This window comes from Geodermatophilus sp. SYSU D01105 (assembly GCF_054050095.1).
The window spans coordinates 257,254-279,521 of the sequence record NZ_JBJGYR010000002.1 but is presented as its reverse complement, the minus strand read 5'-3'; the positions used below and the strand labels follow the sequence as shown (position 1 = coordinate 279,521).

Genomic DNA, 22,268 nt, shown 5'->3' with positions numbered 1-22,268 from the left:
TCGTCGTCAGAGGGCGGAGGCGAGGGCGTCGAGGTCGTCGAGGGTGGCGTCCAGGTGCGGGGAGACGCGCAGCACCGGCCCGGTCATCTCCCCCGGCGCCCGCTCGCGCCCGATCGCCGTGGTCACGATGCCGTGCTCGGTCAGCAGCCGCGCCCGGGTGGTGACGACGTCGACGCCGTCGGGTGGGCGCAGCGTCGTGGTCGCGGTCGGCTCGTCCAGGGGCTCGACCACCCGCCAGCCGGCCGCGCCCTCCAGCACCTCCCGGGCGGCCCGCCCGAGCGCGGCCAGTCGTTCCCGCACCCGCACCGGCCCGGCCGCCACGTGCTCGCCCACCGCCAGCACCAGCCCCACCCGCCCGGCCACGTGCGCCTCCCCGGACTCGAGCGCCCGCAGCGGCGGCAGGTCGGCCGGCGCGGGCAGTGCGGGGCTGAGCTCCGCGGTGATCGCCGGCCGGACGCACAGCACCCCCACGCCGCGCGGGCCGGCCAGCCACTTGCGGGAGGTGGCGTAGACGACGTCGGCACCCACGTCGGTGTCGACGTGGCCCAGCGACTGTGCGGCGTCCAGCACCAGCGGCACGCCGGCCGAGCGGCACAGCGCGGCCACCTCGGCGGCGGGCTGGACGATGCCGCGGTGGCTGCCGATGTGGGTCAGGTGGACCACCCGCGGGGGATCGGTGGCCAGCAGGCGGGCCAGCCCGTCAAGGTCGGCCCGGCCGAGGTCGTCGACCGGCAGCGGCTCGGGGACCAGACCGGCGGCGCGCAGCTGGGCGGCGTTGGGCGCGTACTCGCCGGGCAGGCAGGCCACCCGCGACCCCGCGGGCAGGCGCCAGCCGCCGAGCAGGGCGACCAGGGCGGCCTGCGCGGACTCCACGAAGACGACGTCGGCCGCGGCCATCCCGACCAGGCCGCCGATCACCGAGCGGCCCTGCTGCAGCAGGTCCTCGGCGGTCGCCTCGGCGACGTACCCGCCGAGCTCGGCCTCGTGCCGGGCGTGGTGGGCGACGGCCTCCAGCACGCGGTGGCTCTGCCGGCTGCAGGCGGCGGTGTCCAGGTGGCGCCCGGCCGGGCGGGGGCGGGCGGAGCGCCACGAGGCACCGAGGTCCTTGTGGACGAGGGTGGGGTCGAGCACGGTCACGGCACCACGCTAGGCGAGCCCGGCGACCGGACCGGTCAGGTGTCGAGGTCCCCGCGGGCCACCGAGACGCCGGAGTGGGCCGGGTTGCCGTCGAGGGGTTCGACCGAGACGTCGACCACCGGGTACTCGCCGAGGTCCAGGCCCGGAGGCAGCTCGAACACCGCGGTGTCGCCGCCGCGGACGACGCCCATCGCCATCAGGCGGGAGACCGACCGGTCCAGCAGCCACACCTCGTAGTACTCGCCGCGCAGTTCGGCGGCGCTGAGGTCGACCGACAGCACCAGGCTGCCGTCGCTGCGCTCGATCACACGCGCCTCACCCGACGCGCCGCTGGCGTCGAGCGGGTCGAGGGCGGCGGCGGCGACCGTGAGCCCCTCACCGCTGCGGGTGCCGAGGGCCACGGTGCCCGCGCCGATGCCCGCGCCGACGACGAGGGCGGCCGCGGCGGCCAGCACCAGCCGGGAGCGGCGCGGGCGCAGGCGGGGAACCGGAGCCGGCGGCCCGGAGTCGGCCGGCTCGGCTCCCGGGGCGGGCTCGCCTCCCGCGGCCGCCGGAGCAGCGTCGAGCGGCGGAACCGCGCTGACCGGTGGGGACGCCCCGGCAAGGGCCTCGGGACGCGGCGCGACGGACACCCCGGTCGCCGCGGCGATCCCCGCCCAGACCGCCGGCGGCGGCGGGACCGGAGCGCCGGGGGCGGCCAGCTGCGGAACGGCGAGCGCGTCCACCCCGCGCCGCAGCGAGGCGACCTCGGCGCGGCACTGGGCGCAGGACTCGAGGTGCGCGGCGTCGGACGCGGGCAGTGGCTCGCGGAGCGCGGCCAGGGCGAGTTGCTCAGGCGTGCAGTGCGGCACCGTCCACCTCCAGCCGGGTGCGCAGGCGCTCGAGGGTGCGCCGGATGTGACTCTTGACCGTGCCCAAGGGCAGCCCGGTGCGGGCGGCGATCTGGGCGTGGGTGAGGTCTTCGAAGAAGGCCAGCTCGATGATCCCGCGCTGGGGCTGGCCGATCTGGTCCAACTCGTCGAGGAGCAGCACCCGATCGGCGACGGTGGTGTCCACCAGGGGGCCACCGGGGTCCGGCGCGGACTGCGCCTGGGCCATGGCCGCCTCGGTGGTGCGCCGCTGCCGGTCCCGGCGGGCCCAGGTGTCGGCGATCTTGTGCCGACAGACGCCCACCAGCCACGCCGGCAGCGGCCCCTGCTCGGGGCGGTAGCCGGCGCGGCCGGTCCAGGCGGAGATGAAGGTCTGCTGGGTGACGTCCTCGGCGTCGGGCCCGGGGCCGAAGGCGCGCACCGCCATGCCGTGGACCTGGCCGGCGAAACGCTCGTAGGCCCAGGCCAGCCCCTGCTCGTCGCCGGCGGCGAACCGGCGGGCGATCTCGGCGTCGTCCGGCTCCGGGGTGGCCCCCGGCAGTGGCCCGGCGTCCGTGGTCACACGCCCGACCCTAGGCCCTGCGCGGCGCCGGTTCAGCAGCCCGGTCACGGGAGGGCCCCGGGGACGGACGACCTCTCCCGGTCGACGTCGTCCGTGAGGCGCACGTACGCGTCGTCCCGCACCCCGGCTGGGGTGCCGGGCGTCTCCGGACCGGTCGGCGGAGGAACCGTCGGTGCCGCCGTCGAGGAGGCCGGCGGCGGCACCGACGGGGTCGGTGCGGGAAGGGCCTGCGCGACCGCTGTCCCGGTCGGGGCCGGGCTCAGCGCCCGGGCGGCCGGTGTGCCGACCTCGGGCGCCCGGCCCCGGGCCCCGGAGCACATGGCCGACCTCCCTCCCCGGGGGCGGGTCAGGACCGCATCGGTGGGGGCCGGTGGACGGCGACACCGTCTGCGGCCGTCGCCGGAGCGACGCCGAGGCCGGACGCGGCGCCGGGAGCTCCGCCGACGGCGATGGCGGGGGAGGTGTGGCTGCGGAACACGGGACGGTTCCTCCCGGGTCGAGGGTGCCTTGTCACCCCTCCTTCCGGACGCTCCCGTCCGGCGGATGCAGCGTCGGTCGAGGTGTTCCCGAGGAGCTCGTGCTCTGCCTGCGAGGGGCATGCAGAGCACGAGCCTCCCGGGACCGACGTGGTGGGGCGGCGCCGGTCGACGGGCTCAGGCCGGGACGGACAGGGAGAGCGCGAAGTCGCCGTCCGGGTCGGTCCACCAGTGCGTCATCGACAGGCCCGCGGCGGCCAGTTCGCGCGCCACCCCGTCGCGGCGGAACTTCGCCGACACCTCGGTGCGCATCTCCTCGCCCGCGGCGAACGGGACGTCGAGGTCGAGCGCGGGTACCCGCACCACCTGGGCGGCGCGCGACCGCAGCCGCATCTCGATCCACTCCTGGTCGGCGTCCCACACCGCCACGTGCTCGAAGGCGTCGAGGTCGAAGTCGGCGCCGAGCTCGCGGTCGAGCACCGCGAGCACGTTGCGGTTGAACTCCGCGGTCACGCCGGCCGCGTCGTCGTACGCGCGGACCAGGCGGGCGGGGTCCTTGACTAGATCCGTGCCGAGCAGGAAGGAGTCGCCCGGCGTGAGGGTGCCGGCGAGCTCGGCGAGGAACTCCGCCCGCGGCCCGGGCTCGAGGTTGCCGATCGTCGAGCCGAGGAACGCCACGAGGCGGCGGCCGGAGCGGGGCAGCTCGGTCAGGTGCCGGGTGAAGTCGCCGACCACCGCCTCGACCTCCACGCCCGGGAACTCCGTCTCGATGGCGGCCCCCGCCGCGCGCAGCACCGACGGGTCGACGTCGCAGGGCACGAACCGGCGCAGCGTGCCGGCCTGGCGCAGCGCGGTGAGCAGCAGGCGGGTCTTCTCCGACGTCCCGCTGCCCAGCTCCACCAGGACCTCTGCACCCGAGGCGGTGGCGACCTCCCCGGAACGGGCGGTGAGGATCGCCCGCTCGGCGCGGGTCGGGTAGTACTCCGGCAGCCGGGTGATCTCGTCGAACAACTCGCTGCCGCGCGCGTCGTAGAACCACCGCGGCGGCAGCGACTTCGGCGTCGCGGTGAGCCCCGCCAGCGCGTCGGCGCGCAGCGCCTCCGCGGCGGTCTCCGGGGCGAGGTGGGTGGTCAGCGAGATCGACACGGGTCTCCTCAGGCGAGCGGGGTCAGGGTCAGGCCGTCGGGGGTGACCTCGACGAGGGAGCGGTCGGGCACGTCGGTCCACGCCGGGTCGTCGTCCCAGGGCTCGCTGGCCAGCGCCGTCCCGTCAGGAGTGACCAGCGCCGACAGCGTGTCGCCCCAGGTGGTGGCCAGCAGCCGGGTGCCGTCGGCGGCCAGCAGGTTGAGCCGGGCGCCCGGGTCTGCGGCACCGACCTCGAGCACGGTGGCTCCCAGCGCATCCGGGCCCCGGGCGAAGACCAGGGCCGCCAGCAGCGCGCTGTCGACGGTGGACTCGGCGTCCCGCACCGGCGGCAGCACCGACCGGTCCACCCGGCCGTTGTGCGACAGCAGCCACCGGCCGTCCGTGAACGGCGCGACGGCGCTCTCCTCCAGGGGCATGCCCACCGTGGCGGACCGGACGGCCGCCACCACGCACCCCGACGACAGCACCGGCGCGACCGAGGCGAACGACGGGTCGGCCCACATCGGCCGCGGGGAGCGCCAGCGCGCCGGCTCCGCGCGACCGGGCACGAAGAAGCCCACTCCCCAGCCGTCGGCGTTCACCGTGCCGTACCGCTGCCGGCGCGGCGCCCAGGACTGCACCAGCAGGGAGGACGGCGGCTCGAGCACGAGTGCTGCCAGGGTCCGCGGCCGGCCCAGCCAGGCGAGGTGCCGGCACATCAGGTGGACGCCCCGTCGACCGACCAGGCCAGCCGGACGCCGCTGAAGACCTGCCGGCGGACCGGGTGGTCCCAGTTGCGGAAGCTCGGCCGCAGGATCGAGGGCGCGACCGCCCAGGAGCCCCCGCGCAGCACCTTGTGGTCCCCACCGAAGAACGGCGCCGAGTAGTCGGCGTAGAGCATCGGCCGGAAGCCGGGCCAGGGGAGGAAGTCCGAGGAGGTCCACTCCCAGACGTCACCCAGGAGCTGCTCGGCGCCGTAGGCCGAGGCGCCGGCCGGGTAGGCGCCGACCGGCGCCGGGCGCAGGGCGGTCCCGCCCAGGTTGGCCAGCGCCGGCGTCGGCTCGGCCGAGCCCCACGGGAAGCGGCGGCGCCGGCCTGTGGCGGCGTCCCAGACCGCGGCCTTCTCCCACTCCACCTCGGTGGGCAGCCGCGCCCCCGGGGCCACGGCGCCGGTGCCCCCGGCCCAGGCGGCGTACGCCTCGGCCTCGAAGAACGTGACGTGCTGGACCGGTTCGTCCGGGGGCAGCTCCTCGGCGACGCCGAACCGGGTGCGGGTGCCGTCGGGCCCCCAGAACTGCGGCCGTTCCAGCCCGGCCTCGACCCGGTGCGCCCAGCCCCGCTCCGACCACCACCGGGGCTGGGCGTAGCCGCCGTCGGCGACGAAGGCGGCGTACTCGGCGTTGGTCACCGGCACCCGCCCGATCCGGAAGGCCGGGACGTCGACCACGTGCGCGGGCCGCTCGTTGTCCAGGGAGAACGGCTCCTCGGCGGCGTCCACGCCGAGGACGAACTCCCCGCCCGGGACGAGCACCGACGTGCCGGCCACCCCGGGGCGGCCCGCCGGCAGTGGCGTGCCGGCGCCGAGCAGCGGTGGGCCGGGACGCAGGTTCAGCGCCTGCAGCATCGTCTCGTCGTGCTGCTGCTCGTGGCTGACGACCATGGCGAAGTCGAACGGGTCGTCATCGGCACCGAGCCGGTCCAGCCGGTCCAGGACGCGGCCGCGCACCTCGCCGCAGAACGCCCGCGCCTCGACCGGTGGCAGCAACGGCAGCCGGGAGCGGACGGCGCGAGGGTGGGTGAACGCGTCGTAGAGCGCCTCGACGTCGGCCGGGAGCAGGCCCGGGCGGGTGGCGTCCCCTCGGCGCAGCAGCCAGAGGTCCTCCTGCTGGCCGATGTGCGCGAGGTCCCAGACCAGCGGGCTGAGCAGCGGCGTGTGCTGGCGCAGCAGCTCGGGTTCGTCGTGGTCGGTGAGCAGCAGCGTGCGCGCCCGGGCGGCGGTCAGCTCGCGGGCGAGGATCTCGGGCAGGGCGCTCATCGAGGGGCCTCCGTGGCTGAGAGGAGTGCGGCGGCGGGGCCGCCGGTGCGGGCGCTGCGGAGCAGGGAGTCGCCGGGGCTGCCGCCGCGGTCGACGAGGTCGGCGAGGGCGGTCACCTCCCCCCGCAGGGGTGCGGGGGCGGCGTCGCACGCGGCGGCGAGACAGGTCCGGGCCGCGGCGTGCAGGGCCCGGTCGGTGAGCCCGAGCCGGGCGGCGCGGTCCCACGCGCCGGCGACCGGTTCGGTGGCCGCCGCGGCGCGCCCGGCCGCGACCGGGTCGTCGAGCAGGGTGGTCGTGACCGCGGCCAGCGCCGGCCACCAGGGCTCCGGAGCGGCGTCGAGGTAGCGGATCTCCAGCCAGCCGCGCGGCCGGACCGGGGGGAAGAGCGTGGTCAGGTGGTAGTCGAGGTCGGCGGTCGTGGGGGACCGCCCGCCCAGTGGAGCCGCGCCGGTGACCCAGTCGGCGAAGGGCACCCGCCCCCGGACCGGGACGGCGCCACCGGACCCCGGGTCGCGCACCAGCATGACCGGGGCGGCGAGGGCGTACCGCGCCCACTCGCCGGCCGGGTCGGCACCCCCCAGCAGGGGGCCGCAACGGGCCTGGTCGATCTCGCCCCACACCCGCTGCCGGTGTGAGACCCAGCCGGTGGACCGGCCGGCCGCCAGGGGGGAGCAGGCGGACACGGCGACCAGCACCGGCCCGATCTGGTGGGCCAGGGCCACCCGCCGGCTCCACCTCCCGCGGGGGCCGGCCTCGAGGTTGACCTGCAGGGACGCCGTCCCGGACATCATCGCCGTCCCCGCGGCCGCGCAGCCGACGGCGGCGAAGTGCTCCTCCATCGCCGCGTAGCGGGGGACGGGGCTGACCCGGCGTGGTGGGCGCAGCGGATCGGCGCCCACGGGGGCCGACCCGAGCCCGTCGGCGGCCAGTGCCGCGGCGAGCACGGCCCGGTCGGCGCGCAGCGCGGCGACCGCGCCGGCGACGTCGGGCAGCGGCGGCCCGGACAGCTCCACCTGGCCGCCCGGCTCGAGGGTCACCCGGCTGCCCCCGGGCAGGGCCGGCAGCGCGTCGACGACGCCGCGGACGCGCGCCCACGGCACCCGGGAGGCGGGATCGGCGCGGTCGACCAGGTGCGCCTCGAGCTCCAGGCCGACGGCGCCGACCGGTCCGGGGCGCAGCGCGGCGTCGGCCACGTGCGCCAGCGCGCCGTCGAGGTCGAGGATCGCCGTGTGCCGCTGCTCGGTGACCGGGGCCACGGGCCCCACCCCCTCCAGGTCCGGACCGGTCGACGTCGACCGCGGGTCGGTGCGGGGGCGGCCCGTCGTCGCGGCCGTCCTCGGCGAACATCCTGCACACCCCCACTGACAGGACAAGCCCCGCGCGACGACGTCCCCCGGTGTTCGGACGAAGATGGGCGGGTGGATGCCTCCCGTGACCGGGACGCCGCGGGCCGGGCCCGGAACGCCCGCCCGCGCGACGCGCTGGGCCGCCCGCTGCCCCGCGGGGCGGTGGGCGAGGAGCGGGCCCCCGAGGGGGTGGTCCGCCCCCCGGCCGAGGCGCTGGCGGAGGCCCAGCGGCTGCTCGACGCGGGCCGGCCCTTCCACGCCCACGAGGTCCTCGAGGACGCCTGGAAGTCGGCGCCGGAGCTCGAGCGGCAGCTGTGGCGGGGGCTGGCGCAGCTCGCGGTGGGCCTGACCCACGCCGCTCGGGGCAACGCGCGGGGCGCGGCCACCCTCCTCGACCGCGGGGCCGGGAACATCGCCGGCTACGCCGCCGACCCGCCGCACGGTCTCGACGTCGCGGGCCTGGCCGACCGGGCGCGGACGCTGGCCGCCGAGGCGGCCGCCGGGCGGGAGGTGCGTGCCGCCTCGATCCGGCTGAGGAGCCCCGGGACGTGACCCGAGGACGACGTCGCGACGGTGTGCGCGCGGCCGCGGTGCTGGCCGCGGCGGTCGCCCAGATCGGAGGCAGCCCGCTCGGGACGGTCGTCGCCGGGCGGAGCGTGGGCGAGGTCAGCGACGCGACCCGCTCGCTGATCACCCCGGCCGGCTATGCCTTCACCATCTGGAGCCTGGTCTTCGCCGGCGCGCTGGCGTGGGCGGTGTACCAGGCGCTGCCCGGCCAGCGGGACCGCCCGGTGCACCGGCGGACGGGCTGGCCACTGGCCGCGGCGTTCGCCGGCAACGCCGTCTGGGAGGTGCTGTTCCCGCTGCTGGGGGACAGCGCGCCGCTGGTCCCGGCGGTCCTCCTCTTCGCCATCGTCGCGGCGGCGGCCACGGCCTGGGCCCGGCTGCAGGACCTGCCCCTGTCCGGGCTCGCCCGGCTGCTCCCGGCGGCGGTCACCGGCCTGCTGCTGGGCTGGGTGACGCTGGCCTCCGCGGTGCAGGTGGCCTCGGCGGGTGTCGCGCTCGGCGCGCCCGCCCAGGGGCCGGGAGCGCAGGCGTGGTCGGTGTCGGCCCTCGCGGCGGTGGCCGCGCTGGGGGCCGTGGTCGTCCTGGTCGCCCGGGTCTCGGCGGGGCCGTTCGCGGCGGCGGTGGTCTGGGGACTGGCCGCCGTCGCGGTCGACGGCGGGCCGGTGGCGGTGACCGTCGCGGCGGTGGTGGCCGCCGCCGTCGTGGCCGCGGCCCTGGCGGTCCGTGTGCTGCGGCGGCCCGACCGCGGGGCGCTGCTGGTCGGCTGAGCGCACCCCTACCCCCCACCGTGTGACGCGGAGCACACTGCCGGGCATGGCCGCCTCCACCGCCGCGCGCACCCGGGAGGTCTGGGCGGCCGGGGACTACCAGCGCGTGGGCGTCCGCCTGGTGCCGGCCAGCGAGCAGCTGGTCACCGACCTGGGCGTGCGGCCCGGCGACCGGGTGCTCGACGTGGCCGGCGGCACCGGCAACACCGCCCTGGCCGCCGCCCGCCGCGACGCCGACGTCGTCTGCAGCGACCTCGTGCCCGAGCTGCTCGACCACGCGGCCCGCCGCGCGCAGACGGAGGGACTGGCCTTCGCCACCGAGGTCGCCGACGCCTGCGCGCTCCCGTTCCCGGACGGCTCCTTCGACGTCGTGGTCTCCACCTTCGGCGTCGTCTTCGCCGCCGACCCCGAGCAGGCCGCGCGGGAGCTGCTGCGGGTGCTGCGGCCGGGTGGCCGGCTCGGACTGACCGCCTGGCGCCCCGAGGCACCCGGTGGCCGGCTGCTCTCGCTGATCGCCCGGCACGACCCGGAGGACGCCACCGGGGACCCGGTGCGGTGGGGGACGCCGGAGGGCGTGCAGGCGCTGCTGGGCCTCGGGGAGTGCTCGCTGCGGCACTCGGAGCGCACCGTGGAGTTCACCGCACCGTCGGTGGCGGCACAGTGGGAGCGCTACCGCGACTGGTACGCGCCGGTGCACGTGGCCTGGCGGCGGCTGGACGAGGCGGGGCGCGCGACGCTGGAGGCCGAGTTCAGCGACATGTGGGGCAGCTTCACGCGCGGCGGCGGACCCGGCATCGTGGTGCCCAACACCTACCTGCAGTCCACCGGCGTGCGGGCCGGCTGAAGGGGAGAGCGATGAGGAGCTTCGAGGCCGCCACCCGGATCGACGCGAGCCCCACCGCGGTGTGGGACCTCCTGGTCGACGTCGGCGGCTGGCGGGACTGGGACTCCGGCGTCGACCGCGTGGAGGGCCGGGTCGCCCTGGGGGAGCGGCTCACGCTCTACGCCACGATGATCCGCAGCCGCCCGTTCGGGGTGACGGTCACCGAGATCCGTCCCGGCGAGGTCATGCGCTGGCGTGGGGGCCTGCCGTTCGGCCTGGCGGTCATCGAACGCACCTACCACCTCGACGAGCAGGAGGACGGCGGCACGGTGCTCACCGTCCGCGAGGACCACAGCGGGCCGCTGGCGTTCCTGCTCGGCCGCACCACCCCGGACCTCAACCCCTCGTTCCGGCAGTTCTGCGCGGGCCTCAAGGCGCGCGCCGAGGGCCGGACCTCGCGGCACGGGGGCTGAGCCGGCCGGCAGGACCCGACGGTGCACCGGCCGGTCGGGAACCCGTACTAGCGGCCGGTGCGGTCGAGCAGCCGCTCCGCCCGGGCGGCGAACGGCGCGAACCCGAACCGCTCGCACAGCTCCAGGGCGCGGTGCAGCTCGGCCGCTGCGCCCGGCAGCCCGAGCAGGGCCATCACCCCGCCGCGGTAGAGCGCGGTCGGGCCGAGCACCGTCGTCCCCGGCCACAGGACGACGACGGTGTCGCCGTAGGACCGCAGGGCCGGCAGCACGGTGGCCGCCCGCTCGGCGTCGGCGAGCTCGAGGAAGACGTCGCTGAGCAGGATGGTCTGCACCGGCTCCCGCGTGCCGCCGCCGGGCGAGGTCAGCAGCCGGTCGACCGCGGCCAGGGCGGCCTCGCGGCGCCCGGCCTGGGCGTGCGCCTGGGCCAGCACCCCCAGCCAGCCGGGGTCGACCGTCGCGGCGAGGTCCACCACCTCCGGGACGACGTCGGGCAGCCGGTGCTCGTGCCAGGCGGCGATCCCCTCGATGGTCTGCCGGGACATCCGGGTGACGTCGGCGGCCGCGGGCGAGGTGGTCGGCGCGTCGGCGACCGCCGCGTCGGCCAGCTCGCGGGCCCGGGCCGCCTCCCCGCGGGCCAGCGCCAGGCCGGCCCGCCACCAGGCGTCGAGCTGCAGCAGGTCGCCGTCCCCGCGACGGACGGCGAGGTCGGTGAAGCGCTGCGAGACCGCGGCGGACTCCTCCGCCTGCGTCGTCTCCAGCAGCGCGCAGCGCAGCAGGTGGAGGGCGGTGGCCTCGGCCGCGGGGTCACCGGACCGCTGCCGGAGCATCGCCCGTGCCCACTCCAGGCGCTCGCCCGCCCACGCCGGCGTCCAGTGCGCCACGAAGCGGGCGACCGTCGCCCGCGGCCGGGCGGTGGGCCGCTCGCCCGCGGCCGCGAGCGCCCGCGCGGCCAGCTCGGGACCGCCCGGCGACCCCACCGACGCCCGCTGCACGGCGAGCGCGGCCAGCACGGCCGACCGCAGGTCGGGGTCGAGCTCGTCGGCCCGTTCGGCGGCCTCCTCGAGCAGGGACACGTCGGTCGCGGCGAGGGCGCCGGAGGTGGCCCAGTAGCCCCCGAGCCCGCCGCCGGCCGAGGTGACCGCGGCCCGGGCCAGCCGCGCCGCGTCGTCCGCCCGCCGGGCCAGATCCGCGGCGGCGGTCAGGGCGGTTCCGCTGGCCTCGATCAGGCCCAGCCGGCGCAGCGCGGCCCCTCGCACGAGCTGCAGGTCGGCTCCCGTGTCGCCGTCCCCGGGGCCGGTGTGGGCCAGCCCGCGGGCGGCCAGCGCGGCGGCCTCGTCGTCGCCGGCCCGGTCGAGGGCCTCGGCGGCAGCCGTGAGGCAGGCGCGCGCGGCGGCCGGGTCGGGGGCTCCGGCGGCGGCCTCGCTGCGGTGGACGGCGATGGCGGCGGCGGAGGTCGCCGCGGCCGGGCTGGCCGCCAGCGCGTCGGCCAGCAGGCCGTGCAGCCGGGCGCGGCGGACCGGCCCGAGGTCGGCCAGCAGCACCTCCCGGACCAGGTCGTGGGCGACGCGGACCCGCCCCGGCACGGGCTCGACCAGCAGCCCGGCGCGCAGGGCGGCGGGGACGGCGTCGTCGGCCGCCCCCTCCAGGACGGCGGCCAGCAACCCGACCGAGGTGTCGCGCCCGGCGACGGCGGCGGCCTCCAGGGCGGCCCGGGTCGTGGCCGCCAGCGGAGCCAGGCGCAGCCGGACGACGTCGCGCACCCCGGCCGGGACGGGTCCGCCGCCCTCGGGCAGCGCGGCGAGCTCGGTGACGAAGAAGGGGTTGCCGGCCGACCGCTCGGCCACGGCCGACGCGGTGCGCTCGTCCTGCGGGCCGCCGCGCAGCTCCGCCACGAGCGCGGCGACCTCCCCGGCGGCCAGCCCGGACAGCTCCAGCCGCCGCGCTCCCGGCACCCGGGCCGCCAGCCCCAGCACGCGGGCCAGGGCGGGGTCCCCGGTGGCCTCCTCGCGGCAGGTCAGCGCGACCAGCACCCGGCTGTCGGACAGCTGGGAGAGGACGACCTCGAGCACGTGCAGCGAGTCGCCGTCGGCCCACTGCAGGTCGTCGAGGACCACGAGCAGCGGCGCGGTGGAGGCCAGGGCGCGCAGCCGGCGGGCGGTGTCGAGACCGAGGGCGAAGCGGGCGCCGGTGTCCGTGCCCGGCAGCGCCTCGGGCAGGCCGCCGAGCACCTGCTGCCAGGGCCAGTAGGGGGGAGCGCCGCCGATCTCGGCGCAGCGGCCCCAGCGGACCGCGGCCCCCGACCGCGCGGCGAACGCCTCGACCAGCCGGGTCTTGCCGATGCCCGGCTCCCCGGTGACCACCACGGCCGTGCCGCGACCGGCGCCGGCCGACGCCCACGCCGCCCCGAGCGTGGCGAGCTCGGGAGAGCGGCCGACGAAGCCGTCGGGCACCGGCGCCGCGGCCGGGGCCGCCCGCGGCGGCGCGGGGGCCAGTCCCCGGTCCTGCCGCAGCAGCGCCGACTCCAGCTCCCGCAGCTCGGGTGAGGGGTCGAGGCCGAGCTCGTCGGCGATCCGGGCGCGGGTGGCGCGCAGGACGTCGAGCGCCTCGCCCTGCCGGCCCGCCCGGGAGAGCGCCCGGGCCAGCAGGGCGGCGGTGCGCTCGCGCAGCGGCTCCGCGGCGGCGGCCGCGGCCAGGTCGGCCACCAGGTCCGCGCCGGCACCCAGCGCCAGCCGCACCTCCGCCAGTCGCTCCACCGCACCCCGGTGCAGCTCCTCCAGCCGGGCGGTGACCGGTCCGACGTCGGGCACGTCCGCGACGTCGGCGTAGGGCCGGTCCCGCCACATCGTCAGCGCCTGGGTGAGCAGCCGCGCGGCGCCGGCGTCGTCGGCGGTCGCGGCGGCCCCGACCAGGTCGGCGAACGCGTGCGCGTCCACCGCCGTCCGGGGCAGCACGAGGGCGTAGCCGGCCCCGCGGGTGACCAGCACGGTCGCCTCGCGGGCGCCGCGGCCCGGGTCGAGCAGCCGGCGCAGCCGGGCGACGTGGCCCTGCAGGGTCGTGGCCGCGGTCGCCGGCGGGTCCCCGCGCCACAGCCGGTCGGCCAGGACGTCGGCGGGGACGGGCCGCCCCTCGGCCGCGGCCAGCAACGCGAGGACCTCGGCGGGCCGGCGCCCGCCGAGGTCCAGCTCGCTCCCGTCCCGGGTGACGCGTGTCGGGCCCAGCACGCCCACCCGCAGCTCCACGGCTGCGGAGGGTAGGCGAGATCAGCGCTGCGCAGGGGTCAGCGGCGCGACGTCGCGATCGTGCCGCCCGTGGCCGACCGGACCAGCGGGGAGGTGCGCAGCCAGACCGCCGCACCCACCACGAGGACCAGCCAGCCGAACAGGCCGGTCTCCGCGGAGAACCAGGCGGTCAGCTCGCGCTCGGCCGTCAGCGGCGCGATCACGTGGTACAGGGTGGCGTTGGCGACGGCGTGCGCGAGCACGCCCGGCCAGATGCCCCACCGCAGCTGCATGCTGGCCAGCACCGCACCCAGCGCGGTGGTCCCGAGCGTGGTGCACAGCAGGGCGAAGGCCACCGGCAGGCCGTCGGGCGCGCCACCGAGGAACAGCACCAGCGGCCAGTGGAACGCCCCCCAGGCCACGCCGCTGACCAGCACCACGGTGCGTGGCCGGGCCACCTCGGCCAGCCGGGTGACCAGCAGGCCGCGCCAGCCGACGTCCTCGGCGAGCGCCAGGACCACGTAGGGCGCGACCAGCAGCGTCAGGCCCAGGGCGGTCGTCGGGCCGAGGCCGCCGGTGTCGACGCCGCCCAGGCCGGTGACCCACAGCAGGGCGCCGCCGGCCAGGGTGGTGGCGAGCGCCCACAGCCAGGCCCGCCCCAGGACGCGCAGCGGCACGCGGCGGAAGCCCCAGCCGGGCCGCCGCAGGCTCCTGGCGGTGACCAGCCGGGTCAGGACGGCGGCCAGCAGCGGGATCAGCGCCTGGCCGTAGAGGACGGCCTGGACCAGCGGCGGGGACTGGTCGATCGCGCTCACGTCGGCGTCCTGCGACGCGGCGAACGCGGTGGTGCCGGCGAGGAGGGCCGCCGTCGTCCCGAGGAAGACGCCGACCTCCTCCCGGGGTGAGGGGGTGCGCGGCGGTGCGGCCGGCGCGGGGGACAGCTGCGGGGTGGTGGTCATCGCGGTTCGGTGCTCCTGGGTCCTGGGGTGTGCCATCGCCGGAGAGCCTCGGGATCGCCGCTGGTCGGCTCCTGGTCCGCCGCTGGTCGGGCCCGACCAGCGGCTCACCAGCGGACCGCGCGAGCGTCGGCGGCATGCAGCGCCCCGACCCGTCCCCGCCGCCGCCGTCGTCGCGCTGCCGGCCGGGGGCGCGCTGAGCCGCTGCCGGGCCCGCAGCGCCGACCTGGTGCTCGTCGTCCTGACCGGCTGCCCCGTCCTGGCGGCCGGGGACACCGGACCCCGCCCCCTGACCCCGGGCGGCACGGCGGTCTGCCGGCGCGGGACGGCGTGGTCCCTGCGGGCCGGGGCGGAGCCGGCGCGGCTGGTCGTCGTGGCCTTCCCCGCCGGGCCCGAGCGAGCGGTGGCCGACCTCGCGCAGCGGCCGGCCCTGGACGACGCCGCGCGCGTCGCGCTCGCGGCCGACGGCGGGCTCGAGCTCGTGCTGGAACCCACACGACCGATGTGACCGCAAGCGCGACCGCCGACGGCCGAGGTGGGACGATGGGCACCGCCATGAGCACCGAGACCACAGCCGCCGCACCCCGCACCGACGACACCGACCTGGGCGAGCCGGCCACGCCGCCGCGCGGGCCGGTCACCTCGGCGTCGTACTCCCTCACCGTCCGGCTCACCGCCGACGGCGACCCGGCCTCGATCGGCCGCATCGCCACCGCCGTCGGGTCCGCCGGCGGCGCGGTCACCGCCATCGACGTGGTGGACAGCCGCTCGGACGGGCTCACCGTCGACGTCACCTGCTCGGCCGCCGACGCCGCGCACTCCGAGGAGATGGTGGAGGCGCTCCGGTCGGTCCCCGGGGTCAAGGTCCGCAAGGTCAGCGACCGGACCTTCCTGCTGCACCTGGGCGGCAAGCTGGAGGTCGCCTCCAAGGTGCCGCTGAAGACCCGTGACGACCTGTCGATGGCCTACACGCCGGGTGTCGCGCGGGTCTGCCTGGCGCTGGCCGCCAACCCCGACGACGTCCGCCGGCTGACGATCAAGGGCAACACCGTCGCCGTGGTCACCGACGGCTCCGCCGTCCTCGGCCTCGGCGACATCGGCCCGGGCGCGGCGATGCCGGTCATGGAGGGCAAGGCGGTCCTGTTCAAGCGGTTCGCCGACATCGACGCCTGGCCGATCTGCCTGGACACCCAGGACGTCGACGAGATCGTGCGCACCGTGGAGCTGCTGGCCCCGGGCTTCGGCGGGATCAACCTCGAGGACATCGCCGCGCCGCGCTGCTTCGAGATCGAGGCCCGGCTGCGCGAGAAGCTCGACATCCCCGTCTTCCACGACGACCAGCACGGGACGGCGATCGTCGCGCTGGCGGCGCTGCGCAACGCCCTGCGCGTGGTCGACAAGCAGCTCGAGGACGTGAGGATCGTGGTCGCCGGCGGCGGTGCCGCCGGGACGGCGATCGTGCACCTGGTGCTCGAGGCCGGCGCCCGCCACGTGCTGGTGTGGGACCGCGAGGGCATCCTCTCGCCCGACGACGAGCGGCTGTCCCCGGCCAAGCGGGACCTGGCCGAGCGCACCAACCCCGAGTGCGTGCGCGGGGAGCTGCCCGACGCGCTCGAGGGCGCCGACGTCTTCATCGGCGTCAGCGCGGGCAACGTGCTCGCCGTCGAGGACCTCGCCCGCATGGCGGAGAACGCGGTCGTCTTCCCGATGGCCAACCCGACCCCCGAGGTGGACCCGGTCCGGGCCCGCCAGTACGCGGCGGTCGTCGCGTCGGGCCGCTCGGACCTGCCCAACCAGATCAACAACGTGCTGGCCTTCCCCGGCGTCTTCCGCGGCCTGCTCGACGCCCGCGCCCGGGAGATCAGCGACGGCATGCTGCTGGCCGCGGCCGAGGCGATCGCGGCCGTCGTCAAGGACGACCAGCTCAACGCCAACTACATCATCCCGAGCGTCTTCGACCCCGCCGTCGCCAAGGCGGTCGCGGCCGCGGTCGCCGACCAGGCCCGCACCGAGCCCGGTGCCACGGTCCAGCTGAACGAGGACGACGGCGACGACGCCTGACGGAGGACCCCTGGTCCGGGCGGTCCCCCGCGGAACCGCCCGGATCGGGGGACGGCGCCCGGCGGGCTGAGCAGGGCATCATGGCCCGGTGCCCGAGTTGCCCGAGGTGGAGGCCCTGACGGCGTTCCTGCGTGAGAACGCCGTGGGGAGGGTGGTGACGCGGGTCGACCTGGCCGCCGTCCAGGCGATCAAGACCTTCGACCCGCCGCTGTCCTCGCTGGCCGGCCTGGAGCTCTCCGGCGTCACCCGGCACGGGAAGTTCCTCGACCTCGACGTCTCCGGCCTGCACCTGGTGGTGCACCTGGCGCGGGCCGGCTGGCTGCACTGGCGCACCGGCCTGCCGCCCTCCCCGCCCAAGCCCGGCAAGGGCCCGCTGGCGCTGCGGGTCCACCTGGACGACGGCAACGGCTTCGACCTCACCGAGCAGGGCACCCGCAAGGGGCTGGCGGTGTACGTCGTCCGCACGCCGGCCGACGTCCCCGGGATCGCCCGGCTCGGCCCGGACGCGCTCGAGGTCGACCGGGAGGCCTTCGCCGCGCTGCTGGCCGGCCGCTCCGGGCAGCTGAAGGGCGCGCTCACCGACCAGACGCTGGTCGCCGGGATCGGCAACGCCTACTCCGACGAGATCCTGCACGCCGCCCGGCTCTCGCCGTTCAAGATGGCCGACAAGCTGACCGACGACGAGGTCGTCCGGCTCTACGACGCGGTGCGGACCACGCTCACCGACGCCCTGGAGCGCCAGGTCGGCCAGCAGGCCGCGACGATGAAGGGCGAGAAGCGCTCCGGCCTGAAGGTCCACGCCCGCACCGGCCTGCCGTGCCCGGTGTGCGGGGACACCGTCCGCGAGGTCAGCTTCGCCGACACCTCGCTGCAGTACTGCGCGACCTGCCAGACCGGCGGGAAGCCGCTGGCCGACCGGCGGCTGTCCAAGCTGCTGCGCTGAGCGGAGTGCCACGGGCGCACAATCCGCGCCGTGGCACTCCGACTCGTGACCGTCGACCTGTTCAGCGCCCTCATCGACTCGCGCACCGGCGGGTCGGCCGCGCTGGCGCTGATCACCGGGGCCGACGGCGGTGCCCTCTACGACGCCTGGGACGCCGCGAACAAGGCCTCCCAGCGCGACGAGCCCACCTGGGTGCCCTTCGCCGAGCACAGCCGCCGGGCGCTCACCACGGCCTACGCGCAGCTCGGCGTCGACCGGGACGCCGACGCGGACACGACCGCGCTGCTGGCCTCGGTGGGCGACTGGCCGCTGTGGCCCGACGTCGAGACCGGACTGGCCGCGCTCGCGGAGCTCGCCCGGGTGGGGGTGCTGTCCAACGTCGACGACGCCGTCTTCGCCCGCACCCGCGTCGCCGGCCTGGTGGACGACGCCGCCGTCCTCACCTCCGAGCGGCTGCGGGCCTACAAGCCGGGGGCCGCGATCTACCGGCGGGCCCTCGACCGGGCCGGGGGCCGGCTGGTCCACGTGGCCACCTCGGCGCGGGACGTGCGCGGTGCCCTGGCCGCCGGCATCGACGTCGTCCGGCTGCGCCGCCCGGGCCACACCCTCGACCCGCAGGGCGGGACGCCGCGGCGGGAGGCCGGCGACCTGCCCGAGGCGGCGCGGTTGCTCGGGTGAGCGGAGGGGGTCGGTGCGCGTCACGTGCACGGACCCCTCCGCTCAGGCGAGGATCTCCCGGGTCACCGCGGACTGCTCGGTCAGCACCCCGCCGATCACCTGCTGGGTCTCGTTGATCCGCTCCACCACCGTCGCGATCGCCTGCAGCGCGCCGACCACGCGGTCGACCTGGCCCTGGATCGCGGTCACCTTCGCGTCGACGTCCGTGGTGGCCCGGGCCGTCTCCAGCGCCAGCTCCTTGACCTCGTTCGCGACCACCGCGAACCCGCGACCGGCCTCGCCGGCCCGCGCCGCCTCGATGGTCGCGTTGAGCGCCAGCAGGTTGGTCTGGTCGGCGATGCCACGGATGACCTTCACGACCTTGCCGATGTCCGTGCTCGACGCGCCCAGGCCGGCGACCTCCTGGTTCGCCTCGACGGCCAGCCGGCGGCCCTCGCCCGCGACCGAGGTGGCCGACAGGACGTTGCGCTCGACCTCGGTGATCGACTCCAGCAGTTCCCGGCCGGCCGTCTCCAGCCGTTCTGCAGCCGTGAAGCGCTCCAGCGCCTGGCCCAGCAGGAAGGCGGCACTGCGCAGGGCCTCGGTCCGGCCGGGCGCCAGCGCGAGCGTCCGGGTCGCGAAGAAGTCGAGGGTGCCCACGACCTGCCCGGAGACCACGATCGGCAGGCAGACGCCGGACTTGACGCCGGCGCGCCGGGCGGCGGGGGCGCGCACGCAGTCGGTGACCTCGGCGAGGTCCTCGACGAACACCAGGTCGCGGGTGCGCCAGGCTCGCCCGGCCAGGCCCACCCCCTCCGGGAAGGACGCCGCGAGGGTCACCTCGCGGAACTCCTGCCCGGCGTCACCGGACTCGGTGACGAAGCGCAGCACCCGGTCGGCCGGGTCGACCGCCCAGTACGAGCCGTAGGCCCAGCCGAAGCCGGTGCGGATCGCCTCCAGCGCCCGCCGCGTCGCCTCGTCGCGGCTGGTCGCCGTGGTGACCTCCCGGAGCAGGTCGCTCACCGCCCGGGTGTCCTCGGCCGCCGCAGCCTGGCGGGCCGCCGCGGACACCCGTTCGATCGCCTGGGAGACGAGCAGGCCGATGGCGCGCAGCGTGGCCAGCCGTTCCGGGGTGGGGGTGAGGGTCTCGGTCGTGGAGAAGTCCATGGTGCCGGTCACGACGCCGTCCTCGAGCAGCGGGAAGCAGATCCCGCTGCGGACGCCCGCGCGCTGGGCGGCGGGTGCCCGGACGCAGTCGTGCAGCTGGCCGAGGTCGGGCACGAAGACCAGGTCACGGGTCCGCCACGCGCGGCCGGCCAGTCCCACGCCCTCGCGGAAGGAGGCTCGCTGGGTCACCTGCCGGAACCCGGGGCCGGCGTCGCCGGACTCCTGACCGAAACGGAGGGCGCCCGCGGCCGGGTCGACCCGCCAGTACGACGCGTAGACCCAGCCGAAGCGCTCCCGCACCAGGTCCAGGGCGGTGCCGATGGCCTCGTCGGCGGTGGGGGTCCGGCTCAGCGCGGTGACCACGGCGGTCACCGCCTCGACGTTGGCGCGCGCCTCGGTGGCCTGCGCGTCCTCAGCGGTGGACGAGGCCCGGCGGGTGAACGGCGACATCGTTGGAGTCCCTCCACTGTCGGTGTGGGAGGACCTTCGACCCTGGCCCGGGGACCCTTGAGTCCGAATCGGTTCCCTTACGCCCCATCCGATGGGGCGCAACCGGATGGGCTCAGTCGGCCTGCCGCCGGGCAGTCAGCCAGGACGCCGCCCGCGCCACCACCGAGCTGCCGACCCCGCCGTCCCCCTGGTCGGCCGGCTCGTCGACGGCCGACCCGACCGGGCTCCACCAGTCGGAGAGCGGGGGTGGGGCCAGGACGTCGACCCGCTGACCCGGTCGCGGTACGGCGATCTGCGCGCCGGACCGCCCCGCCGCGGCGCGCAGCCGCTCCACCGGCTCGGCCCAGCGGTGGAACGCCAGGTTGAACGTGGCCCAGTGGACCGGCACGAGCAGCCCGCCGCCGAGGTCGCCGTGGGCGCGCACGGCCTCCTCGGGGGTCATGTGGATGTACTGCCACGCGTCGTTGTAGGCCCCGATCGGCAGCAGGGTCAGGTCGAAGGGGCCCAGCTGCGCCCCGATCCCGGCGAAGGCCGGCGTGTACCCGGTGTCGCCGCCGAAGAAGACCCGGTGGCGCGGCCCGGCGATGGCCCAGGACGCCCACAGGGTGGTGTCCCGGGCGAGGAACCGGCCGGAGAAGTGCCGGGCCTCGGTGCAGGTGACCGTCAACCCCGCGACGACCGCGACGCCGTCCCAGTCGAGCTCGACGATGCGCTCCTCCGGGACGCCCCAGCCGCGCAGGTGCGCCCCGATGCCGAGCGGCACGAGGAACGGCGCGGTCTGGGTGCGCAGCAGTTCCCGGACGGTGGGCAGGTCGAGGTGGTCGTAGTGGTCGTGGGAGACCAGGATCGCGTCGACCGGCGGCAGCGCGTCCAGGGGCGCGGGCGCCGGGTGCAGCCGGGTGGGGCCGAGCAGCGGGGACGGCGACACGCGCTCGCCCCACACGGGGTCGACCAGCACCCGCCGCCCGTCGACCTCCACCAGCGCGCTGGAGTGCCCGAACCACGTGACGGCCAGCTCCCCGGCCTCGGCCGGCAGTTCCGGCCGGGCCAGCGGCACCGGGCGGGCCGGGAGGCCGGTGTGCCGCTCCTCGTGCATCTGCCGCAGCAGCCCGCGCCGCGCGCTGGCCGGGGGCAGGGCGGGCGTGCTCATCCGGTTGTGGAAGCGGCCCCCGGTGAACTGCGGCGACCCCGCGGCGTACCGGCGCACCTCCCGGCGGCTCGCGCCCAGCGCCGTGGGCAGGCCCCAGGCGGCGCGGGCGACCCAGAGGGCGGGCCCGGCGAGGGTGGCGGTGAGGGCGAACGCGGTGCGGCGGGCGGCAGGGGACGGCACGCCTGCCAGCATCCCAGCGGGGTGCGCCTGCGCGCCGCGTCAGGGGTCGACGTCCTCCGCCGGGTCGGGGAAGTCGAAGGGTGCGGCCGGGTCGTCGCCCTCGGCCGCGACCACCGCCTCCACCGTGACCTCCCCGGCGTCCTCGAACACGAACGTCACCGGGATCGACTGCGACGACCGCAGCGGCGTCCGCAGGTCCTCCAGGACGACCGAGGGGGCGCCCTCGGCACCGACGTACACGTTGTCGTCGGGCGGGACGGCGATGGTCCCGGGCGCGCTCCCCGCCGCCAGCTCGGCGTCGGCGAAGTCGGGCCCGCGCACGTCGAGGAGGGTGTCGGCCTCGGATCCGTCGTTGGCGATGGCGAGGAACAGCCGGGCGTCCTCGCCCTCCTCGTGGACCCCGTCGAGGGGGAACTCGAGCTGTACCTGCAGCAGCCGGATCGTCTCGTCGACGGCGGTGTCGGGGCCCACCGCGCCGCTGTCGTCGACGTCGGGGAGCTCGTCGCCGGCGCACCCGGCCGACGCCAGGGTGGCGGCCAGCACGGCCGGGGACAGCCGGCGGGCCCATCCGGTGCGGGACATGGGTCCTCCTCTCTGGTGGACGGCGTCGGTACGGCGCCTACCCGCGCGGTTGTGCTCGATGCCAACTGTTGCCGTACTGCAATGAAAGCGTCACGATGACCGTCGTGACGGCCCCCGATGACGTGCTCATCGCCCTGGCCCGCGGGGTCGTGGGGGTCACCACCCGGGCGGCGGGCCGACTCGGGGGCGTCTCGGTGACGCAGCTGCGCGCGCTCACCGTGCTGCGGGGGCGCGAGGGGGCCAGGCTGGGCGGGCTGGCCGAGGCCCTGGGGGTCACCGTGTCCACGGCGAGCCGTCTGGTCGACCGGCTCGTGGCCGCCGGCCTGGCCGAGCGGCGGCCTTCCCCGCGCTCGCGCCGGGAGGTCACCCTCGAGCTCAGCGTCGCCGGTGCCGCGCTGCTCGACCGCTACGACGCGCTGCGGCTGACCGAGCTCCGGGCCGCGCTCGACGCCGTCCCTCCCGGCCGACGGGGCGAGGTGCTCGCCGCCCTGGGCGAGTTCGGGGCCGCACTGGACTCCCCGCCGGAGCCGGAGCCGGAGCCGGAGCCGGAGCCGGAGTCCGAGGTGACGTCGGAGCCCGACCCGACCCCGGCGCCGGGCGGGCCCGAGGGTGGTGACCCGGCCTGCTGGCTGCACCGGGTGTGCCCCGCCTGCGGGCGGCTGGCCGACGCGGACCCGCCCACGCGGTGCGCGGACTGCGGCGAGCTCCTGCCGGCCGGGTGACC

Annotated in this window: 21 protein-coding genes; 9 read left to right on the top strand and 12 right to left on the bottom strand. The window is 77.4% G+C overall.

The window, feature by feature from the left end; genetic code table 11:
• Nucleotides 1–6: 6 nt before the first annotated feature.
• From egtE to egtA, 7 genes are all read right to left on the bottom strand, one after another.
• Complete coding sequence (gene egtE / locus ACI79I_RS02865) at nucleotides 7–1,137, bottom strand: ergothioneine biosynthesis PLP-dependent enzyme EgtE (RefSeq protein ID WP_456990761.1); 1,131 nt, start codon at nucleotides 1,135–1,137, stop codon at nucleotides 7–9.
• 35 nt (nucleotides 1,138–1,172) lie between these two features.
• Entirely contained in the window at nucleotides 1,173–1,988 is an 816-nt protein-coding gene (locus ACI79I_RS02860; RefSeq protein ID WP_456990760.1) for an anti-sigma factor, read from the bottom strand.
• Nucleotides 1,969–2,568, bottom strand: coding sequence for an RNA polymerase sigma factor (locus ACI79I_RS02855; RefSeq protein WP_456990759.1), 600 nt, complete (start codon nucleotides 2,566–2,568; stop codon nucleotides 1,969–1,971). Before ACI79I_RS02855 ends, ACI79I_RS02860 begins: the two co-directional genes overlap by 20 nt.
• A gap of 653 nt (nucleotides 2,569–3,221) precedes the next feature.
• A complete protein-coding gene (gene egtD / locus ACI79I_RS02850; protein WP_456990758.1) occupies nucleotides 3,222–4,190 on the bottom strand; it encodes an L-histidine N(alpha)-methyltransferase in 969 nt (322 codons plus the stop codon).
• 8 nt (nucleotides 4,191–4,198) lie between these two features.
• Nucleotides 4,199–4,888 carry an ergothioneine biosynthesis protein EgtC gene (egtC, locus tag ACI79I_RS02845; RefSeq protein WP_456944747.1) on the bottom strand — a complete coding sequence of 230 codons (690 nt, stop codon included), beginning with the start codon at nucleotides 4,886–4,888 and terminating at the stop codon, nucleotides 4,199–4,201.
• Complete coding sequence (gene egtB, locus ACI79I_RS02840; RefSeq protein ID WP_456990757.1) at nucleotides 4,888–6,204, bottom strand: ergothioneine biosynthesis protein EgtB; 1,317 nt, start codon at nucleotides 6,202–6,204, stop codon at nucleotides 4,888–4,890. Before egtB ends, egtC begins: the two co-directional genes overlap by 1 nt.
• On the bottom strand, nucleotides 6,201–7,460 hold the full coding sequence (gene egtA, locus ACI79I_RS02835) for an ergothioneine biosynthesis glutamate--cysteine ligase EgtA (RefSeq protein WP_456990756.1): 1,260 nt from the start codon (nucleotides 7,458–7,460) through the stop codon (nucleotides 6,201–6,203). Before egtA ends, egtB begins: the two co-directional genes overlap by 4 nt.
• A 162-nt stretch (nucleotides 7,461–7,622) precedes the next feature.
• Between egtA and ACI79I_RS02830 the strand changes: the two genes are divergently transcribed.
• The 4 genes from ACI79I_RS02830 to ACI79I_RS02815 are packed head-to-tail and all read left to right on the top strand — an operon-like array spanning nucleotide 7,623 to nucleotide 10,180.
• A complete protein-coding gene (locus ACI79I_RS02830; RefSeq protein WP_456990755.1) occupies nucleotides 7,623–8,102 on the top strand; it encodes a DUF309 domain-containing protein in 480 nt (159 codons plus the stop codon).
• Entirely contained in the window at nucleotides 8,099–8,884 is a 786-nt protein-coding gene (locus ACI79I_RS02825; RefSeq protein WP_456990754.1) for a hypothetical protein, read from the top strand. Before ACI79I_RS02830 ends, ACI79I_RS02825 begins: the two co-directional genes overlap by 4 nt.
• Before the next feature lie 46 nt (nucleotides 8,885–8,930).
• Complete coding sequence (locus tag ACI79I_RS02820) at nucleotides 8,931–9,728, top strand: class I SAM-dependent methyltransferase (protein ID WP_456990753.1); 798 nt, start codon at nucleotides 8,931–8,933, stop codon at nucleotides 9,726–9,728.
• An 11-nt stretch (nucleotides 9,729–9,739) separates the two neighbouring features.
• Nucleotides 9,740–10,180, top strand: coding sequence for an SRPBCC domain-containing protein (locus ACI79I_RS02815; RefSeq protein ID WP_456990752.1), 441 nt, complete (start codon nucleotides 9,740–9,742; stop codon nucleotides 10,178–10,180).
• Between the two features lie 47 nt (nucleotides 10,181–10,227).
• Here the strand turns inward: ACI79I_RS02815 and ACI79I_RS02810 are convergent, their stop codons facing one another.
• Together ACI79I_RS02810 and ACI79I_RS02805 are read right to left on the bottom strand one after the other, a co-directional pair.
• Entirely contained in the window at nucleotides 10,228–13,419 is a 3,192-nt protein-coding gene (locus tag ACI79I_RS02810; RefSeq protein WP_456990751.1) for a BTAD domain-containing putative transcriptional regulator, read from the bottom strand.
• A gap of 38 nt (nucleotides 13,420–13,457) precedes the next feature.
• A complete protein-coding gene (locus ACI79I_RS02805) occupies nucleotides 13,458–14,357 on the bottom strand; it encodes a CPBP family intramembrane glutamic endopeptidase (RefSeq protein WP_456990750.1) in 900 nt (299 codons plus the stop codon).
• Between the two features lie 226 nt (nucleotides 14,358–14,583).
• Here ACI79I_RS02805 and ACI79I_RS02800 point away from each other — a divergent pair, with 226 nt between their 5' ends.
• The 4 genes from ACI79I_RS02800 (at nucleotide 14,584) to ACI79I_RS02785 (ending at nucleotide 18,036) form a co-directional block, all read left to right on the top strand.
• Nucleotides 14,584–14,862: a hypothetical protein gene (locus ACI79I_RS02800; RefSeq protein ID WP_456990749.1), complete on the top strand. Its 279-nt coding sequence runs from the start codon at nucleotides 14,584–14,586 to the stop codon at nucleotides 14,860–14,862.
• 35 nt (nucleotides 14,863–14,897) lie between these two features.
• Nucleotides 14,898–16,415, top strand: a complete 1,518-nt coding sequence (locus ACI79I_RS02795) for a malic enzyme-like NAD(P)-binding protein (protein WP_456990748.1) — start codon at nucleotides 14,898–14,900, stop codon at nucleotides 16,413–16,415.
• 88 nt (nucleotides 16,416–16,503) lie between these two features.
• Nucleotides 16,504–17,358, top strand: a complete 855-nt coding sequence (locus ACI79I_RS02790; RefSeq protein WP_456990747.1) for an Fpg/Nei family DNA glycosylase — start codon at nucleotides 16,504–16,506, stop codon at nucleotides 17,356–17,358.
• Nucleotides 17,359–17,388: 30 nt separating this feature from the next.
• On the top strand, nucleotides 17,389–18,036 hold the full coding sequence (locus tag ACI79I_RS02785) for a haloacid dehalogenase (RefSeq protein WP_456990746.1): 648 nt from the start codon (nucleotides 17,389–17,391) through the stop codon (nucleotides 18,034–18,036).
• Between the two features lie 42 nt (nucleotides 18,037–18,078).
• On the opposite strand, the gene ACI79I_RS02780 is transcribed toward ACI79I_RS02785, so the two are convergent.
• From ACI79I_RS02780 to ACI79I_RS02770, 3 genes are all read right to left on the bottom strand, one after another.
• Nucleotides 18,079–19,632: a GAF domain-containing protein gene (locus tag ACI79I_RS02780; protein ID WP_456990745.1), complete on the bottom strand. Its 1,554-nt coding sequence runs from the start codon at nucleotides 19,630–19,632 to the stop codon at nucleotides 18,079–18,081.
• A 112-nt stretch (nucleotides 19,633–19,744) separates the two neighbouring features.
• Entirely contained in the window at nucleotides 19,745–20,962 is a 1,218-nt protein-coding gene (locus tag ACI79I_RS02775; protein WP_456990744.1) for an MBL fold metallo-hydrolase, read from the bottom strand.
• Between the two features lie 39 nt (nucleotides 20,963–21,001).
• A complete protein-coding gene (locus tag ACI79I_RS02770) occupies nucleotides 21,002–21,544 on the bottom strand; it encodes a copper chaperone PCu(A)C (RefSeq protein ID WP_456990743.1) in 543 nt (180 codons plus the stop codon).
• 104 nt (nucleotides 21,545–21,648) lie between these two features.
• Here ACI79I_RS02770 and ACI79I_RS02765 point away from each other — a divergent pair, with 104 nt between their 5' ends.
• Complete coding sequence (locus ACI79I_RS02765) at nucleotides 21,649–22,266, top strand: MarR family winged helix-turn-helix transcriptional regulator (protein WP_456990742.1); 618 nt, start codon at nucleotides 21,649–21,651, stop codon at nucleotides 22,264–22,266.
• Nucleotides 22,267–22,268 lie beyond the last annotated feature (2 nt).

Excerpts from the sequence above, each read along its gene's own strand:
- ACI79I_RS02780 (WP_456990745.1), bottom strand. The coding sequence starts at position 19,632 with ATGTCGCCGTTCACCCGCCGGGCCTCGTCCACCGCTGAGGACGCGCAG.
- ACI79I_RS02770 (WP_456990743.1), bottom strand. The coding sequence starts at position 21,544 with ATGTCCCGCACCGGATGGGCCCGCCGGCTGTCCCCGGCCGTGCTGGCC.
- ACI79I_RS02805 (WP_456990750.1), bottom strand. The coding sequence starts at position 14,357 with ATGACCACCACCCCGCAGCTGTCCCCCGCGCCGGCCGCACCGCCGCGC.
- egtB (WP_456990757.1), bottom strand. The coding sequence starts at position 6,204 with ATGAGCGCCCTGCCCGAGATCCTCGCCCGCGAGCTGACCGCCGCCCGG.
- egtC (WP_456944747.1), bottom strand. The coding sequence starts at position 4,888 with ATGTGCCGGCACCTCGCCTGGCTGGGCCGGCCGCGGACCCTGGCAGCA.
- ACI79I_RS02820 (WP_456990753.1), top strand. The coding sequence starts at position 8,931 with ATGGCCGCCTCCACCGCCGCGCGCACCCGGGAGGTCTGGGCGGCCGGG.
- ACI79I_RS02815 (WP_456990752.1), top strand. The coding sequence starts at position 9,740 with ATGAGGAGCTTCGAGGCCGCCACCCGGATCGACGCGAGCCCCACCGCG.
- ACI79I_RS02795 (WP_456990748.1), top strand. The coding sequence starts at position 14,898 with ATGGGCACCGCCATGAGCACCGAGACCACAGCCGCCGCACCCCGCACC.